General features: G+C 72.0%; 14 protein-coding genes. 4 read left to right on the top strand and 10 right to left on the bottom strand.

Annotated features, from left to right (window positions below; translation table 11 throughout):
* Window positions 1–6: 6 nt before the first annotated feature.
* The 6 genes from V1633_RS35195 to V1633_RS35170 are packed head-to-tail and all read right to left on the bottom strand — an operon-like array spanning window position 7 to window position 5391.
* Window positions 7–858, bottom strand: coding sequence for an STM4011 family radical SAM protein (locus tag V1633_RS35195; protein WP_331218546.1), 852 nt, complete (start codon window positions 856–858; stop codon window positions 7–9).
* Window positions 855–2189: an STM4012 family radical SAM protein gene (locus tag V1633_RS35190; protein ID WP_331218545.1), complete on the bottom strand. Its 1335-nt coding sequence runs from the start codon at window positions 2187–2189 to the stop codon at window positions 855–857. Before V1633_RS35190 ends, V1633_RS35195 begins: the two co-directional genes overlap by 4 nt.
* Window positions 2186–3028: an STM4013/SEN3800 family hydrolase gene (locus tag V1633_RS35185; RefSeq protein WP_331218544.1), complete on the bottom strand. Its 843-nt coding sequence runs from the start codon at window positions 3026–3028 to the stop codon at window positions 2186–2188. The genes V1633_RS35190 and V1633_RS35185 overlap by 4 nt, the downstream gene beginning before the upstream one ends.
* Complete coding sequence (locus V1633_RS35180; protein ID WP_331218543.1) at window positions 3025–4242, bottom strand: STM4014 family protein; 1218 nt, start codon at window positions 4240–4242, stop codon at window positions 3025–3027. The genes V1633_RS35185 and V1633_RS35180 overlap by 4 nt, the downstream gene beginning before the upstream one ends.
* 16 nt (window positions 4243–4258) lie before the next feature.
* Window positions 4259–4465, bottom strand: coding sequence for a hypothetical protein (locus V1633_RS35175; RefSeq protein ID WP_331218542.1), 207 nt, complete (start codon window positions 4463–4465; stop codon window positions 4259–4261).
* A complete protein-coding gene (locus tag V1633_RS35170) occupies window positions 4462–5391 on the bottom strand; it encodes an STM4015 family protein (protein WP_331218541.1) in 930 nt (309 codons plus the stop codon). Before V1633_RS35170 ends, V1633_RS35175 begins: the two co-directional genes overlap by 4 nt.
* Before the next feature lie 241 nt (window positions 5392–5632).
* On the opposite strand from V1633_RS35170, the gene V1633_RS35165 reads away from it, so the two are divergent.
* Window positions 5633–6412, top strand: coding sequence for an SDR family oxidoreductase (locus V1633_RS35165; protein ID WP_331218540.1), 780 nt, complete (start codon window positions 5633–5635; stop codon window positions 6410–6412).
* A 27-nt stretch (window positions 6413–6439) separates the two neighbouring features.
* On the opposite strand, the gene uvrB is transcribed toward V1633_RS35165, so the two are convergent.
* From uvrB to rpsA, 3 genes are all read right to left on the bottom strand, one after another.
* Window positions 6440–8551, bottom strand: coding sequence for an excinuclease ABC subunit UvrB (gene uvrB, locus V1633_RS35160; RefSeq protein WP_331218539.1), 2112 nt, complete (start codon window positions 8549–8551; stop codon window positions 6440–6442).
* Between the two features lie 311 nt (window positions 8552–8862).
* Entirely contained in the window at window positions 8863–10044 is a 1182-nt protein-coding gene (gene coaE, locus V1633_RS35155; RefSeq protein WP_331218538.1) for a dephospho-CoA kinase, read from the bottom strand.
* A 172-nt stretch (window positions 10045–10216) separates the two neighbouring features.
* Window positions 10217–11722, bottom strand: coding sequence for a 30S ribosomal protein S1 (gene rpsA / locus V1633_RS35150; protein WP_331218537.1), 1506 nt, complete (start codon window positions 11720–11722; stop codon window positions 10217–10219).
* 568 nt (window positions 11723–12290) lie between these two features.
* Between rpsA and V1633_RS35145 the strand changes: the two genes are divergently transcribed.
* The 3 genes from V1633_RS35145 to V1633_RS35135 all read left to right on the top strand — a co-directional run bounded on the left by V1633_RS35145 (window position 12291) and on the right by V1633_RS35135 (window position 13852).
* Window positions 12291–13091 carry a class I SAM-dependent methyltransferase gene (locus V1633_RS35145; protein WP_331218580.1) on the top strand — a complete coding sequence of 267 codons (801 nt, stop codon included), beginning with the start codon at window positions 12291–12293 and terminating at the stop codon, window positions 13089–13091.
* Window positions 13092–13221: 130 nt separating this feature from the next.
* Entirely contained in the window at window positions 13222–13434 is a 213-nt protein-coding gene (locus tag V1633_RS35140; protein ID WP_331218536.1) for a hypervirulence associated TUDOR domain-containing protein, read from the top strand.
* A complete protein-coding gene (locus V1633_RS35135; protein WP_331218535.1) occupies window positions 13427–13852 on the top strand; it encodes a DUF3140 domain-containing protein in 426 nt (141 codons plus the stop codon). Before V1633_RS35140 ends, V1633_RS35135 begins: the two co-directional genes overlap by 8 nt.
* A gap of 37 nt (window positions 13853–13889) precedes the next feature.
* On the opposite strand, the gene polA is transcribed toward V1633_RS35135, so the two are convergent.
* Window positions 13890–16577, bottom strand: a complete 2688-nt coding sequence (polA, locus tag V1633_RS35130) for a DNA polymerase I (RefSeq protein WP_331218534.1) — start codon at window positions 16575–16577, stop codon at window positions 13890–13892.
* Window positions 16578–16738 lie beyond the last annotated feature (161 nt).

Here is a 16738-nt window from a genome sequence, read left to right as displayed (position 1 = left end):
GCGGGTTCAGGGCAGCCGGGCCGGGACCCGCTCCAACACCCCGCCGGCGAAGACCTCGTACAGCGGCAGGGTCTCCAGGTGGACGTAGCCGATGTGGCAGTCGCAGGCCGCGAGCGGGCACGGCCGGGGTCGCAGTCCGGACCGGTACGAGCCGTCGTAGAGGTTGCCGAGCACGGTCTCGACGAAGTGGCAGCGACGTACGGTGCCGTCGCCGCGTACCGAGATGACCGTCTCGCCGGTCCGGCAGGACGCGCCGGCCGAGGTGTGCGGCCGGACGCTGTAGCCGAAGAGCGGGTCGAGGGCGGTCCAGTCGGCCTCCTGCTCGGCGGTGTACCGGTGTCCGTCGGCCGCGTTCACCCAGAGGTACACGTCGGCCGGCAGGGCCGCCCGGACCGCCCGCGCCTCGGTCAGGTGGTCCGGCAGTCCGACCACCCCGACGGAGAACCGCACCCCGAGTTCGGTCAGCCGGGCGCAGCGGCGCAGGAACGTCGCCCGGCCCACCTGCCCGGGGTGGTACGTGGCCCAGAGCGCCACCGTCCGACGGTCGGCGTCGGCGAGCCAGTCCAGCCGGCAGGCCAGGTTGGTCTGGATCGCCACCCGGTCCAGGTGTGGCAGTCGGGAGAGCCGGACCAGCGCGTCCCGGTACCAGGACCGGGTCAGTCCCTCGCCCCAGGGCGTGAACAGCACCGACAGCCGGTCGTCGTCCGGATTGCGGGTCGCCCAGTCGACGAACCGCTCCAGGGCGGCCCGGTCGGCGCGCAGTTCGGCCCGACTGTCCCGACGCTTGGCGAACGGGCAGTACGGGCAGTCGTAGTTGCAGCTCGCCAGCGGTCCCCGGTAGAGCACGGAGAGGTTCATCGCAGCGCGTACTCCGTCATCGCCCGACGGACCGGGGCGGAGACCAGCCACGGCCCGATCGCGTCGGAGCGCTCCAGGCCGGCCTCGGTCAGGGTGATCCGGTCCGGCTCGACGTTCACCCACCCCCGGTCGACGAGTACGGCCAGTTCCGGGAAGTCGTCGACGACCCGACCCGCGAACCGGTCCGTGTACGCCGCCGGGTCGGCCCCCTCGGCGCGCAGCAGCGACTGCACCAGCCAGCGGCGACGTTGTTCGGTCGGGTCGAGCCGGAAGCCGACCTCGGCGACGTCGAAGTCGTCGGCCGGGCGGCGCAGGTAGTCGTCGATGATGGTGCGGACGTGCCGGACCCCGACCGCGTAGTCGAACGAGTAGTGCAGGTCGGTGGTGTACGAGCGGGCGCCGCAGCCCAGCCCGACCATGCCGTCGTCCTGGCAGGTGTAGTCCGGCCCGGCCACCGGCAGGTCGGTGCGGCGGAAGTGCCGCAGCGACAGTTGCCGGTACCCGGCGGACCGCAGCACGTCCCGCCCCTGCCGGTAGAACGCCAGGCGCTGCGCGTCCCACTCCGGGTCCGCCGGCCCGGCACCGTCCACGGTGGAGGTCCGCCGGTCGAGGCCGGTGAGCGGCCGGACGTAGAGCGGATAGAGGAAGATCTCCTCGGGACGCCACCGCAGCGCCGCGTCCAGCGACTCGTCCCAGGTCCGGGCGGTCTGCCCCGGTATTCCGTAGATCAGGTCGAGGTTCAGTTCCGGGATCCCGGCAGCCCGGATCGTGGCCAGGGCGGACTCGACGTCGGTCCGGCGCTGCGGGCGGCCCGCCGCCCGGGCCTCGACGTCCAGGAAGCTCTGCACACCGATGCTGACCCGGGTGGTGCCGCGCTCGGCGAGCACCCCGATCCGGTCGGCGGTGGCGGTGGCCGGTGAGGTCTCCACCGAGGTCGGCAGCGGGCCGGATCCGCCGCCGGACCAGCCGGCGAGCAGGTCGAACATCCTGCTCAGCTCGGCCGGCTCCAGGTAGGTCGGCGTGCCGCCGCCGACCGCGACCCGGGCGTACCCGGCCGTACCGAGCGCGTCACGGACCCGTTCGGCCTGCCGGGCCACCTGGTCGAGGTAGCCACGCACCTGTGCGGCGGGCGGGTTCGACCGGGTGAAGAGGTTGCAGAAGCCGCACCGCATCTCACAGAACGGCACGTGCAGGTAGAGGAAGAGCTGGTCGCGCCGCTGCTCCGCCCAGACCTCGCGCAGCGCCGGACGCGGGCGCAGCGGCCGGTACGCCGTCTTGTGCGGGTACGCGTACAGGTAACCCTGGTACGGCGACCCGTCGAGCGGGTTCACCCGGGCTGCTCCGAACCCGGCCAGTCACCGGGCTTGCCCCAGTCCCCGGGCTCCAGCACGAACTGCCCGTACGGCACCGTCCACACCACCTCGTGACCGAGCCGGTGCCCACTGTGCCCCTCCTCGCCGTACGCCGTGCCGTGGTCGGAGCAGACCAGCGTCAGGCAGGGCCGTCCCCGGGAGGTGGCGAGGGCGAAGAGCCGGCCGATGTGCCGGTCGACGTACTCCAGCGCCGCCGCGTGGCTCTCCCGGGTGTCCCGGTCGGCGCCGGGCAGATAGTGCCGGTTCGGCTGGTGGATCGCGGCGACGTTGACGAACAGGAACAGCGGCTTCTCGTCGGGTACGGTCGGCAGCACGGTGCTGACCCGGTCGAGCTGTGCCTCGAAGCAGTGCGGCGCGGAGACGCCGAACTCCGACTCCCAGTGGGCCTCGGCGAACAGGCCCGGCAGCACGCCGCCGAGGGGCGAACGCTGGTTGAAGAAGCCGACACCGCCGACACAGACCGTGTGGTAGCCGGCGTCGGCCAGCCCACGGACCACGTCCGGGGCGTCGAAGGTCCAGGTCTGGTCGCCGGTCGTCTCACTGCCCGGAAACGCCGCGGCGAAGAGCCGGGGATGTGGCCCCGGCCCGGTCGGCGTGGGCAGGAAGCCGGCGAAGAACGCCTGGTGGGCGGCGTAGGTGAAGCTGGCCGGGCTGTGCCGTCGCTCCCACGTGCCGCCCGGCAGTGCCCGGACCAGGTTCGGCGTACGTCCGGCGGCGGCCAGTTCGACGGCCACGTCGTAACGGAGCGTGTCGAGGGTGACGAACAACAGGTCGTGGCTGCCGATCAGTTCCTTCACGCCGTCCTCCCCACGGTCATAGCGTCTCCTCGGTTGCTGTCGCGCTCATGCCGCGCTGTCTCCCGTGCCGGACCGGAGGTCTGCCGACGCTGACCGGTCGGACCGGATCCCGCCGACGCGGGCCGCCGCCCGGTGGTCGGCCGTCGGCCGGTCCGCAGCGCGTGCAGCGCGGCCGCGTAGCTGTCCCGCCCGAACCGGTCGAGCACCCCGGGCAGCAGGTCGCCGAACGCGTTCACCTCGGCGACCGCGTGCCGTCGCCAGTCGGTGCCGATCAGCAGGTCGACCCCGGCGTGTTGACTGCCCGGGAAGCAGGCGGCGGCGCTCACGCAGCTGTGCAGCGCCGCCTCGTAGGCCGGGGCGCCCATCGCGGCCCGTACCGCGTCGAGGTCGCCTCGGGCGTTGCCCAGGTGCAGGTTGGTCAACGGGCCACGGCTGGCGCGTACCACGATGTGCCCCGGCGTCCCGGCAATCACCAGTACTCGCAGGTCGATGGTCCGGTCCGCCAGCCCCACCTTGGGGAACCAGCGTTCGACGTGCAGCCCGTCCGGGGCCAGCCGGTCCACTATGGCCGCCACGTCCCGCTCGTCGGTGTAGTCGCGGACCCGCAGCGAGTTGAACAGCCGCCCGTCCGGTGCCAGCTCGACCGGCGTGGTGGCCCGGATCCGTCCGCCGGGTGCGGTCTGCACGGCGAGCACGCCGGACGCCGACGAGCCGTGTGCCGGTTTGACGAAGACCCGCGACCAGCCGACGGCCCGCATCGCCGCCCGCAGCCCGAGGTAGTCGACGGGCGACCGGGGCAGCGCCGGCGGGACCGGCACGCCGGCGCTGACGAGCCGGGCGTGGCAGGCCCGCTTGTCGAACATGGCGAGGATCTCGTCCGGCGCGTTGAGCAGCGTCGCCCCGGCGTTGTCGGCGGCCACGGCGAGGCGGCGCAGGGCGGCCCGGAGGCCGGCGTACCACCGGCCCAGGCCGACGATCTCGCCGTGTTCGGCGGGCCGGTCGGCGCCGCGCAGCAGCCGGTCGACCTCGGCGTCCTCACCGGGCGAGTCGATCCGTACGGTCGCACCCGCCGGGAGCCGCACCGGGCCGGCGGCGAGCTGTCGCCAGGGCAGCACCGACACCGGGATCCCGGCTTCGGTGGCGGCGGCCCGGAACAGGGTCACCCGGCGATTCTCCGGGTTGCCGACGACCACCAGCGGGGCACTGCCAGTCATCCGTCGATCATGCCAGTCACTCGTCGACGGTGCCGTACCGGTCGTCGTCGTGCCGGTCCTGGCGCGGGTCGGCGACGTCAACCTCGACGTCGGGCCGTGCCGCGACCAGCCGTGCCGCCGTCGCCGGTGTGAGGTGGTGGTGTCGCGGTTCGCGCCGGCGTGCCCGGGCCGGGTCGACCGTCGCGCGGATCTCGGTGACGTGTCGGAACGGTTTGCCGGTCACTCCGAGACCGCCACGTACCGGTCGCCGTTCCTGGCGGACGGCCGTCGGTCGGAGAAGTCGATCTCCACGCCGGGCAGCGCGGCGACCAGCCGGCCACGTGCCTCCGGTGACAGGTAGTGGTGGTGCAGGTCGAGTCGGCGCAGTCGGGTCAACGGCCGACCGGCCAGCAACGCCTCGGCCCCCGCGTCGCTGAGCGTGCCCAACGACAGGTCCAGGCTCTCCAGCCGTCCGACCACGGGCGCCTGCGTCACCGCGGCCGCGACCTCGTCGGCGATCTCGGCGTTACGCAACCCCAGGTGCCGCAGCGCCGGCAGCCGGTCGCCGGCCAGGATCGGCGCCAGGTCCGCCAGCGTGGTGTCTCCCCCGTACTCGTCGGTGCCGAGCCACAGCTCCAGGTGGGTCAGTGCCGGCAGGTCGCACGCGGCCACCGCTCGGGTGACGTCACCGGGCAGACCACCGGCCTCGATCGCGAATTCGCGCAGCGCGAGGTGCCGGACCGGGCTCAGGCTCAGACCCTGGGTCGCGCCCCGGATCCGGAGGATCTCCAGATCCGGGTACGCCGCCAGCAGAGGTGCCGGGTCGGCCTGGACGATCCAGGAGATCTCACACTGCTCGTACGTCATCTCGCCGACAAACAACGCCCGCAGTCCGCTGAGCCGGGGCGCGAGCCGGACCAGGAGGTCGACCGGGGCCGGCGAGGCGGAGCTGTCGCCCCAGTCGCCGATCAGCAGTGCCCGGACCTCTGCCGGCGTGACGCCGCGGAGGAACGACTCGGTCAGCGCGACGAACCGGTCCTCGGCCAGTCCCGGACCCTCGAGATCGAGCCGCCAGGCCACCGCGTCCGGGGCCGCCGCCGACGGCCGGTCCGGATCGAAGGGGACCACCGGCAGACCGGCGAACTCGGTGAGGTGGGAATTGATCGTCATCGTCTCGACTCCTCGACGCCGGGCGGCAGAACGGTAGCAAGCCGTACCGACATCCGACGGAGCAGGCCCGGACCGACCGATGTGGACGATCAGGGTCCGCGGACGCGCCCGCCCTCGCGGTCGCGGAGATCGGGGTGGGGCCGATCGGACGGCGCCCGGTCGCCCGGTGAGCCGCCGGGTTGTGCCCGCCTGTGCCCGGAAGGTGTTTGCCGCGCGACGGCCCATCCGGTTCACTGCCAGCATGACGGAACGGGTCGCCCTCATCACCGGGATCAGCCGGCGGATCGGCATCGGCGCGGCGGTCGCCCGGCGGTTCGCCGCCGCCGGCTACCGGCTCCAACTCAGCGGGCTGCCGGGGTACGACGACGCCCAGCCGTACGGTGGTGATCCGGACGGCGTACCGGCGCTGCTCGCCGAGCTCACCGAGGTGACCGGCGACCCGGACGCGGTCCGGTACCAGGCCGCCGACCTGTCCTCCCCGTCCGCACCCGCCGAACTGGTCGAGACGGCGGTACGCGGGCACGGCCGGCTCGACGTGGTGGTCGCGGTGCACGCGTACTCGACCCACACACCGCTGGGCGCGCTGGACGCCGCCGAGATCGACCGTCACCTGGTCGTCAACGTGCGGGCCACCCTGCTCCTGGCCGAGGCGTTCGCGGCGGCGTTCCGCGCCGGCTCCGGCGGCCGGTTGGTGCTCTTCTCCAGCGGCCAACGACTCGGCCCGATGCCGACCGAGTTGGCGTACGCGGCCAGCAAGGCCGGGGTGGAGAACCTCACCCACCAGTTGAGCCCACTGCTGATGCCGAAGGGCATCACGGTGAACTGTGTCAACCCGGGACCGACCGACACCGGATACCTGGCACCGGCGGACCGGGACGCGCTGGCGCGGTTGTTTCCGGGCGGCGAGTGGGGCAGCCCGGAGGACGCCGCCCGGCTGGTGGAGTGGCTCTGTTCGCCGGACGGCCGTTGGCTCACCGGTCAGGTGATCGACTCCGAGGGCGGCTTCCACCGGTACGCCTGAACGCCGCCGGGCCGGCCGCCCCCGTCGCTACTTCACCCCGGCGGCGTCCATGCCGCGCAGTTCCTTCTTCAGCTCGGAGACCTCGTCACGGATCCGGGCGGCCAGTTCGAACTGCAGTTCCCGGGCCGCGGCCAGCATCTGGTCGTTCAGCTCCTGGATCAGCTGGGCCAACTCGGCGCGGGCCATGCCCTCCCGGGCCGGTCCGGTCGCGGCCCGACCCCGGCTGCGGGTCTCCGGCACCGGCGCCTTGCCCCGGGACATCTGCCGGACCGCGCCGCCCACCCGGCTCGTGGCGCCCTCGGTGTCCTCCGCCTCCCGGTAGATGTCGTCCAGGATGTCGTGGATCTTCTTGCGGAGCGGCTCGGGGCTGATGCCGTTCGCCTCGTTGTGCGCCACCTGCTTGGCCCGCCGCCGGTTGGTCTCCTCGATCGCCTCCGTCATCGACGGCGTCATCTTGTCGGCGTACATGTGCACCTGGCCCGAGACGTTCCGGGCGGCCCGACCGATGGTCTGGATCAGGGAGCGGCCGCTGCGCAGGAAGCCCTCCTTGTCGGCGTCGAGGATCGCGACCAGGGACACCTCGGGCAGGTCCAACCCCTCCCGGAGCAGGTTGATCCCGACCAGTACGTCGTAGTCACCCTTGCGCAGCTCGCGCAGCAGCTCGACCCGGCGCAGGGTGTCGACCTCGGAGTGCAGGTAGCGGACCCGGATGCCGTGCTCCAGCAGGTAGTCGGAGAGGTCCTCGGCCATCTTCTTGGTCAGGGTGGTGACCAGGATCCGCTCGTCCCGCTCGGTGCGCAGCTTGATCTCGTGCATCAGGTCGTCGATCTGGCCCTTGGTCGGCTTGACCACCACCTCGGGGTCGACCAGGCCGGTCGGCCGGATCACCTGCTCGACCACCTCACCCTGGGCCTGTTGCAGCTCCCACGGGCCGGGGGTGGCGGAGAGGTAGACCATCTGCCCGACCCGTTCCAGGAACTCGTCGAAGCGCAGTGGCCGGTTGTCGGCCGCGCTGGGCAGCCGGAAACCGTGCTCGATCAGCATCCGCTTACGGGAGGCGTCACCCTCGTACATGCCACCGATCTGCGGAATCGTCACGTGCGACTCGTCGATCACGGTGAGGAAGTCGTCGGGGAAGTAGTCGAGCAGACAGTGCGGCGGGCTGCCCGGCAGCCGGCCGTCGATGTGCATCGAGTAGTTCTCGATGCCGGAGCAGAAGCCGACCTGCCGCATCATCTCCACGTCGTACGTGGTGCGCATCCGCAGTCGCTGTGCCTCCAGCAGCTTGCCCTGCCGCTCCAGCTCGGCGAGACGCTCGGTCAGCTCGGCCTCGATGCCGGCGATCGCCCGCTCCATCCGCTCCGGGCCGGCGGCGTAGTGCGTGGCCGGGAAGATCAGGAAGTGCTCGACCTCACGCACCACGTCACCGGTCAGCGGGTGCAGGTAGTAGAGCTTCTCCACCTCGTCGCCGAAGAACTCGATCCGGAGCGCCAGCTCCTCGTACGCCGGGATGATCTCCAGGGTGTCGCCCCGGACCCGGAACGTGCCCCGGTTGAAGGCCATGTCGTTGCGGGTGTACTGGATGTCGACCAGCCGGCGGAGCAGCTTGTCCCGCTCGACCTCCTGGCCGACGGTGATCCGGACCGCCCGGTCGAGGTACTCGTCCGGGGTGCCCAGACCGTAGATCGCCGAGACGGTGGCGACCACCACCACGTCGCGCCGGGTCAACAGCGACATCGTCGCCGAGTGCCGCAACCGCTCGACCTCCTCGTTGATCGAGGAGTCCTTCTCGATGTAGGTGTCGGTCTGCGGGATGTACGCCTCGGGCTGGTAGTAGTCGTAGTAGGAGACGAAGTATTCGACCGCGTTGTGCGGCATCAGCTCGCTGAACTCCTTGGCGAGCTGGGCGGCGAGGGTCTTGTTCGGGGCCAGCACCAGGGTGGGCCGCTGCAGCCGCTCGATCAGCCAGGCCGAGGTGGCACTCTTGCCCGTGCCGGTGGCGCCGAGCAGCACCGAGTGCCGTTCACCGCGCCGGACCCGCCGCTCCAGCTCGGCGATTGCCGTCGGCTGGTCACCGGAGGGTTTGAACTCGCTGACCACCTCGAAGCGGCCGTCAAGTCGGGGAATGTCGAGCGCCATGACCCCAACCGTACGCCGCCGGTCCGACAGAACGCCGGGGCAACGGTGGGTACACGATCCGCTTCAATATCGTCATTGTGTGTGATAGATCACCGCGCTACCGTTTCAGGGTAGGCCGCTCGCGGCGGCCGACCGGGTTCGCGACAGCCGCCACACCGGCCGTCGCACCCGGGAGAGCGGTTGCAGCCCCGGCGCGAGCCGGCGAGCGCACCAGCCCAGGCCGCCGCGAGCGCCCCTGCTCCAGCCGCCCCCGCCGTCCGGATCCCCTCGTCTGCTACGCCGTCAGGGAGCCGTCCGGGCCGCGTCCCGGGTCACGGCCGCCAACCGGTTGCCGTCGCCCACGCCTCGGCCTCCCGATGCTCCTCGTCGAACCACGGCTCCTTGCCGACGGAGTACGCCTCGAGGTCCGGGCCGACCGCCGCCAGCCGCCGCTTGACCGCCAGGTACTCGGCCCGCCGCGCCGGGTCGGCCCGCAGGTGGTCCCGCATCAGCAGGGCGTACCGCCAGGCTGGTGTACCGACCACCCGGACGTGCAGGTTGACCGGCCGGCCCGGGTCCGCGCCGCTGTGCAGCCGCTTCTCCCAGCGCTCGACGTCGACCGGGAAGCGCGGGTTGTCCCACCACTGTCCGGGACAGCGCGGAAAGCCGGCGTCCGCCAGCCGCTCCGCCAGCGCGTCCGCCTCCGCCAGCGAGTCGACCCCCAACTGGATGTCGACGATGTCCTTGGCCACCAGACCCGGCACCGCGGTCGACCCGACGTGGTCGATCCGCACCTCGGCCGGCCGTACCGCGTGCCGGACCCGGGCCGCCAGCCGCTCGTACCCGGCCGGCCAGCCGGGATCGGGCTCGACGAGCCGGAGCTGGTCGGGCCGGACCACCCGGCGCTCCCGGACGTTGCGCTCGTAGGGCCGCAACCGGTCCCGCCACAGCGTGTCGACGGCGGCGTGCAGGGCGGCGAGGTCACCGTTGTTGTCCAGCAGTACGTCGGCGGCGGCCTCCCGCCGCGCGTCCCCGGCCTGGGCGCGGATCCGCTGCTCCGCCTGCTCGACGGTCATCCCCCGGTCGCGGACCAGCCGACCGATCCGGGTCTCCTCCGCTGCCCGCACCACCAGCACCAGGTGGTACGTCGGAGCCAGCCCCACCTCGACCAGCAGCGGTACGTCGTTGACCACGATCGCGTCCGGTGCCGCCTCGGCGACCAGCTCGGCGGTCCGGGCCCGGACCCGGGGGTGGATGATCCCCTCCAGCCGGGCGCGTGCCGGGGCGTCGCCGAAGACGATCTGGCCGAGTGCGGGCCGGTCGAGGCTGCCGTCGGGCAGGCACACCGTCGGTCCGAACGCGGCGACCACGGCGCGGAGGCCGTCGGTGCCCGGCGCGACGACCTCCCGGGCGATCCGGTCAGAGTCGATCACCACGGCGCCCAGGCCGGCCAGTCGGGCCGCGACCACGCTCTTTCCCGCCCCGATGCCACCGGTGAGTCCGATCATCAGCACCGGTCCAGTCAACCAAACGGTGCCAGGGCTTCCCACGGCAGCACCGAGGAGAAGGGCGGACCAGCCGCCACGTCGTCAGAACGGCGTCAGGCCCGCCCCCACGGCACCCGGTCGGAACCGGGTGTCGGGGAGCGGGCCTGGCGTGTGGACCGCTACTCGGCCGACGACGGGGTCACTTGCCGCCGGCGAGCTTCTCCCGCAGCGCGGCGAGCGCCTCGTCGGTGGCCAGCGTGCCGGCCGGCTCCTCGGCCTGACGGGCCGGGGTGCTGCTGCTGGACGTCGCGCCGCCACCGCCGGTGGCCGCGCCCGCACCGGCAGGCGCCGGGTTGGCCGCCGCCTCGGCGTCCGCGGCCCGGGAGTTCTGCACCTGCTTGGTGTGAGCCTCCCAGCGCTGACGCGCCTCGGCGTACTGCGTCTCCCAGGTCTCCCGCTGCTTGTCGAAGCCCTCGAGCCACTCCCCGGTCTCCGGGTCGAAGCCCTCCGGGTAGATGTAGTTGCCCTCGTTGTCGTAGGTCGCGGTCATGCCGTAGAGGGTCGGGTCGAAGTGCTCCTCGCCCTCGACGAAGCCCTCGTTGGCCTGCTTGAGCGAAAGCGAGATCCGCCGCCGCTCCAGGTCGATGTCGATGACCTTGACCATGACGTCCGAGCCAACCTGGACGACCTGCTCCGGGATCTCCACGTGGCGCTCGGCCAGCTCGGAGATGTGGACCAGGCCCTCGATGCCGTCGTCGACCCGGACGAACGCACCGAACGGCACCAGCTTGGTGACCTTACCCGGCACGATCTGCTGGATCGCGTGGGTGCGGGCGAACTGACGCCACGGGTCCTCCTGGGTCGCCTTCAGCGACAGCGAGACCCGCTCGCGGTCGAGGTCGACGTCGAGGACCTCGACCTCCACCTCCTGGCCGACCTCGACAACCTCGGACGGGTGGTCGATGTGCTTCCAGGAGAGCTCGGAGACGTGCACCAGGCCGTCCACGCCGCCAAGGTCGACGAACGCGCCGAAGTTGACGATCGAGGACACGACGCCCTTGCGGACCTGGCCCTTCTGCAGCTTGTTGAGGAACTCGGTGCGCACCTCGGACTGGGTCTGCTCGAGCCAGGCACGGCGGGACAGCACCACGTTGTTGCGGTTCTTGTCCAGCTCGATGATCTTGGCTTCGAGCTCCCGCCCGACGTACGGCTGGAGGTCCCGCACCCGGCGCATCTCGACCAGGGAGGCGGGCAGGAAGCCACGCAGCCCGATGTCGAGGATGAGGCCACCCTTGACCACCTCGATGACGGAACCGCGGACCACGCCGTCCTCGTCCTTGATCTTCTCGATCGTGCCCCAGGCCCGCTCGTACTGGGCCCGCTTCTTCGAGAGGATCAGACGCCCCTCCTTGTCCTCCTTCTGGAGAACCAGGGCCTCGATGTGATCACCGACCGACACCACCTCGGCGGGGTCCACGTCGTGCTTGATCGACAACTCGCGCGAGGGGATGACACCCTCGGTCTTGTAGCCGATGTCGAGCAGGACCTCGTCCCGATCGACCTTGACGACGGTGCCTTCGACAATGTCGCCGTCGTTGAAGTACTTGATGGTCTCGTCGATCGCGGCGAGGAACGCTTCCTCGGAACCGAGGTCGTCGACGGTGACCTTGTTGGCGCTCGAGGGGGCCTCGATGCTGCTCGTCATGTGGGCGGTTGCTCCGGTCGGATGGATGTCACAGCAGGCTTGTGTCGCGGTGACCCGTTTGCGCCTGCGGACCCGTCGTCAGGAACCCCGCACGACCGCTGCCCGATCATGCGATGTACCCGGCGACCGCGGGCCTGCTCCCTGCCGAGGCACACGATCCGCGAGCGCATCGAACAGCTTACCGTGCGCATTACCACAGCATGCAAGCCCTCCCCACACGTGATGAGATCGGCTGTCCACTGCTCGGGAAGCGCTGCCGCCGGACGCCGGAAACCACCCCGGATCCGCCGCGCCGACCGTACCCGAGGGGCGTCGGCGGGGCGGCCGGGACACCGGCGGCGGCACGGGACCCCGACGCGGCGGGACACGGCGTCGACGAGGCGGACCCGGGGGGCCGCAGGACGTCGGCGTCGGCGGGGCGGACCCGGGGCGTCGGCGGGGCAGGACCCGGGCCGGGCACTAGCGTGACGGGGTGCACGAGGAGACCCTGCCGGACGGCCCGCGGACGACCACCCCCTCCTGGGACGACCCGGGCGGGGAGGACCCGGCGGAGGGCGATCCTCCCGGCGTGCTCCGGCGTCCGGTCAGCAACGCCGAGAGCCGGTGGGCCAACCGACGCTGGTGGGACAGCGACGCCGACGACTACCAGGCCGAGCACGGCGCCTTCCTGGGCGAGGTCGACTTCGTGTGGTGTCCCGAGGGCCTGCGCGAGTCCGAGGCACGGCTGCTCGGCGACCTGCGCGGTCGGCGCGTACTCGAACTCGGCTGTGGCGCGGCGGCGGCCGCGCGGTGGCTGGCCACCCAGGGCGCCCGACCGGTCGGGCTGGACCTCTCCGCCGGCATGTTGCGGCACGCCGCGCACGCGGCCGCCACCTCCGGGGTACGCGTGCCGTTGGTCCAGGCCGACGCCCTGGCCCTGCCGTTCCGCGCCGGGGCGTTCGACATCGTCTGTACGGCGTTCGGCGCGATCCCGTTCGTGGCCGACTCGGCGGCGGCGATGCGGGAGGTGTTCCGGGTGCTCCGACCCGGTGGCAGCTGGGTCTTCTCGGTCACCCACCCGATGCGCTGGATCTTCCTGGACGACCCGGGCGAGGAGGGGCTGAAGGCGGTGCACTCCTATTTCGACCGTCGCCCGTACGTGGAACAGGACACCGCCGGCGTGCCGACCTACGTCGAGCAGCACCGCACCCTCGGCGACCGGATCCGCGAGATCGTCGGTGCCGGTTTCGTGCTGCGCGATCTGGTCGAGCCGGAGTGGCCGGCCGGACACGAACAGATCTGGGGGCAGTGGAGCCCTCTGCGCGGCCGGCTCTTTCCCGGCACCGCCATCTTCGTCTGCGACAAGCCGGACAGCACGCCACTGCGGTGACGGCCGGCCGCCTGCCGGCGCCACTTCGCGTACCGCGCGCGTCCGCGTGGCGCTCGGCATCGACCCGGACCCGGCCGCGTAGCGCCGTGCCCCGGCGTTTCGGGTCCGGGGACGCCGGGTAGGCCAGGGCATGCCGGAGCGGAGGAAGCTGCACAAGGGCGACCGGGTCAGCTGGCGCAGTCACGGCTCTCGGGCGCACGGCACCGTCCAGGAGGAGATCACCGAACGGACGTACGCCGCGAAGCGCACGGTCGCCGCGTCCAAGGACGATCCGCAGTACCGGGTCCGTACCGACGACGGGCGGGACGCGGTACACAAACCGGAGGCTCTCCACGATGAGTAGCCGCCGCGACGACGGACACGACACCGTCCGGGAGTTCCGGGACGCGGTGAACATGAACCCCGGCGAGTTGGACCGGTGGCTGGCCACCGACGACTCGAAGGCGGTCGGCTGGCGCAAGGGCGGTGGCGAGTCCGTCGGGCACGAGTCCGGCCGGCGGATCATCGACCTGCTGCGCAAGCGTACGAACCAGTTCACCGACCGCGACTTCACGCACATGCGCAAGGTCGTCGGGTACGTCCGCCGGCACATGGCCCAGCGGCCCGCCGGCGACGTCCGGAACACCAGGTGGCGGTACTCGCTGATGAACTGGGGACACGATCCGTTGAAGGAGCGGCTCCCGCCGCCCGGCGGACCGTCCCGGAAGGCGTTGCAGCGCCGCCAGGGCGCCCGGTCGGAGCGGAACCAGCGACGGTCGTGACCCGCCGGCCGCCCTCCCCCGGAGCACCCGGGGGAGGTCAGTGGTCGGCGCTGTTCCAGTCGGCGCCGACACCGACCGAGACCTCCAGGGGCACGGCCAGCGGGTAGGCGCCGCCCATCTCCCGGCGGACCAGCTCCTCCAGAGCCGGGCGCTCGCCCGGCGCCACCTCGAAGACCAGCTCGTCGTGGACCTGGAGCAGCATCCGGGAACGCAGGCCGGAGTCGCGCAGCGCGGTGTCGACGTGCAGCATCGCCACCTTGATGATGTCGGCGGCGGAACCCTGGATCGGCGCGTTCAGCGCCATCCGCTCGGCCATCTCCCGGCGCTGACGGTTGTCGCTGATCAGGTCGGGCAGGTACCGGCGCCGGCCGAGAATGGTCTCGGTGTAACCGTCCAGCACCGCCTTCTTCACCACCGACTGGAGATAGTCGCGGACCCCGCCGAACCGGCTGAAGTACTCCTCCATCAGGGCCCGCGCCTCGTCGGCGGCGATGCCGAGCTGCTGGCCCAGGCCGAACGCGCTGAGCCCGTACGCGAGGCCGTAGTTCATCGCCTTGATCTTGCGGCGCTGGTCGCCGGTGACCTCGTCCAACGGGACGCCGAAGACCGACGACGCGGTCGCGGCGTGGAAGTCGGCACCCGAGTTGAAGGCGTCGATCAGCGCCGTGTCACCGGAGAGGTGCGCCATGATCCGCATCTCGATCTGGCTGTAGTCCGCGGTGAGCAGGCAGTCGTAGCCCTCTCCCACCACGAACGCCCGGCGGATCCGGCGTCCCTCCTCGGTGCGGATCGGGATGTTCTGCAGGTTCGGATCGGTGGAGGAGAGCCGGCCGGTGGCCGCCACCGTCTGGTGGAAGGTGGTGTGGATCCGGGCGTCGTCGGAGACCGACTTGAGCAGGCCGTCGACGGTCGACTTCAGCCGGGCCACGTCCCGGTGCCGCAGCAGGTGTTCCAGCAGCGGGTGGGGTTGCTGGGCGTAGAGCCACTGCAGGGCGTCGGCGTCGGTGGTGTAGCCGGTCTTGATCTTCTTGGTCTTGGGCAGACCCAGCTCGGTGAAGAGGATCTCCTGCAACTGCTTCGGCGAGCCGAGGTTGAACTCCCGACCGATCACCCCGTACGCGGCCTGGGCCACTGCCTTCACCTCACCGGCGAAGTGCGCCTCCAGCTCGGACAGGTAGTCGGTGTCGGCGGCGATGCCGGTCCGCTCCATCGCGCCGAGGACCTCGACCAGCGGCAGCTCCACCTCGGCGAGCAGCCGGGCCGACTGCTCACCGTCCCGGGACAGCTCGGCGGCGATGGCGTCGGCGAGGTCCAGGGTGGCCCGGGCCCGGAGCATCAGGTTCTGCTCCACCTCGCCGTCGTTGCCGAACCCGTCGAGGGTGAGCTGGCCGGTCTCCGGGGCGTCGGCCCGCAGCTCCCGGTGCAGGTAACGCAGCGCCAGGTCGGCCAGGTCGTAGGAACGCTGGTCGGGGCGGGCCAGGTAGGCGGCGAGCGCGGTGTCGCGGGCGACTCCGCGCAGGGTCCAGCCGTGCGCGGCGAACGCCAGCAGCGCCGGCTTGCTGTCGTGCAGCACCTTGGGCCGCTGCGGATCGGCCAGCCAGCCGGCCACGGCCGCCTCGTCGGCGGCGTCCAGCGCGGTCGGGTCGAACCAGCCGGCGACGCCGGTGGCGGTCGCCAGCGCGACCCCGGCCAGCGAGCCGGTGCCCCGGCCGAAGGTGCCGGCGACGGCGACCCCGGCGGGAGTGCCGGCCGGGGCGTGCTCGGCCAGCCAACCGGCCACCTCGCCGGTGCCGAGGACCCGGCCGGCCAGCTCGAAGCCGGCCTCCGCCTCCGGCTCGACCGACTCGAGGTACTGGTAGAGGCGGTTACGCAGGATGCTGAACTCCAGGGCGTCGAAGACCTGGTGCACCGCCTCGCGGTCCCAGCCCGGCCAGCGGGTGTCCTCCGGCCGCAGCGACAGCTCCAGGTCGTCGACCAGACGGTTCAGCTCGTAGTTGCGGATGACCTCGGCGAGGTGCGCCCGCAGGCTCTCCCCGGCCTTGCCCTTGATCTCGTCGGCCCGCTCCACGACCCCCTCGACGCCGCCGTACTGGTTGATCCACTTCGCGGCGGTCTTCGGGCCGACGCCCGGCACCCCGAGCAGGTTGTCGCTGGTCTCACCGACGAGGGCGGCCAGGTCGCGGTACCGCTCCGGGCCGACACCGTACTTCTCGGTGACGGCGGGCGGGTCCATCCGGGCCAGGTCGGAGACGCCCTTGCGCGGGTAGAGCACGGTGACCCGGTCGCCGACGAGTTGGTACGCGTCCCGGTCGCCGGTACAGATCAGCACCGACATGCCCTGGTCGCGGGCCTGGCAGGCGAGGGTGGCGATGACGTCGTCGGCCTCGTAGCCCTCCTTCTCGACCACCGGGATCCGCAGTGCCGCGAGGATCTCCTTGACCAGGCTGACCTGGCCCTTGAAGTCGGTGGGGGTCTCACTGCGGCCGGCCTTGTACTCCGCGTACTGCTCGGTGCGGAAGGAGCGGCGGGAGACGTCGAACGCCACGATGATGTGCGTCGGCTGCTCGTCGCGGAGCACGTTGATCAGCATCGAGGTGAAGCCGAAGACCGCGTTGGTCGGCTGCCCGGTCGTGGTGGAGAAGTTCTCCACCGGCAGGGCGAAGAACGCCCGGTAGGCCAGCGAGTGACCGTCGAGCAGGAGCAGGCGCGGCGTGGAGGCTGTCACGATAGGCGACTCTAGTCGGCGGCACCGACAGACCGGGCATCCACCGGCCCGGAAAGGCGTCCCGCGCCGGGCACCACCGGGTCGGGCCGGACGTCGGGGGCCGGGTACGCGGCAGCCGCGGTCCGGTCGGACCGCGGCTGCCGGCGGGAAACGGGCCGGGG

It is taken from the genome of Plantactinospora sonchi, from assembly GCF_036422035.1.
GTDB lineage: Bacteria > Actinomycetota > Actinomycetes > Mycobacteriales > Micromonosporaceae > Plantactinospora > Plantactinospora sonchi.
Note: the sequence above shows the minus strand (reverse complement) of the source record. Positions and strands in the feature narration are given on the sequence as shown.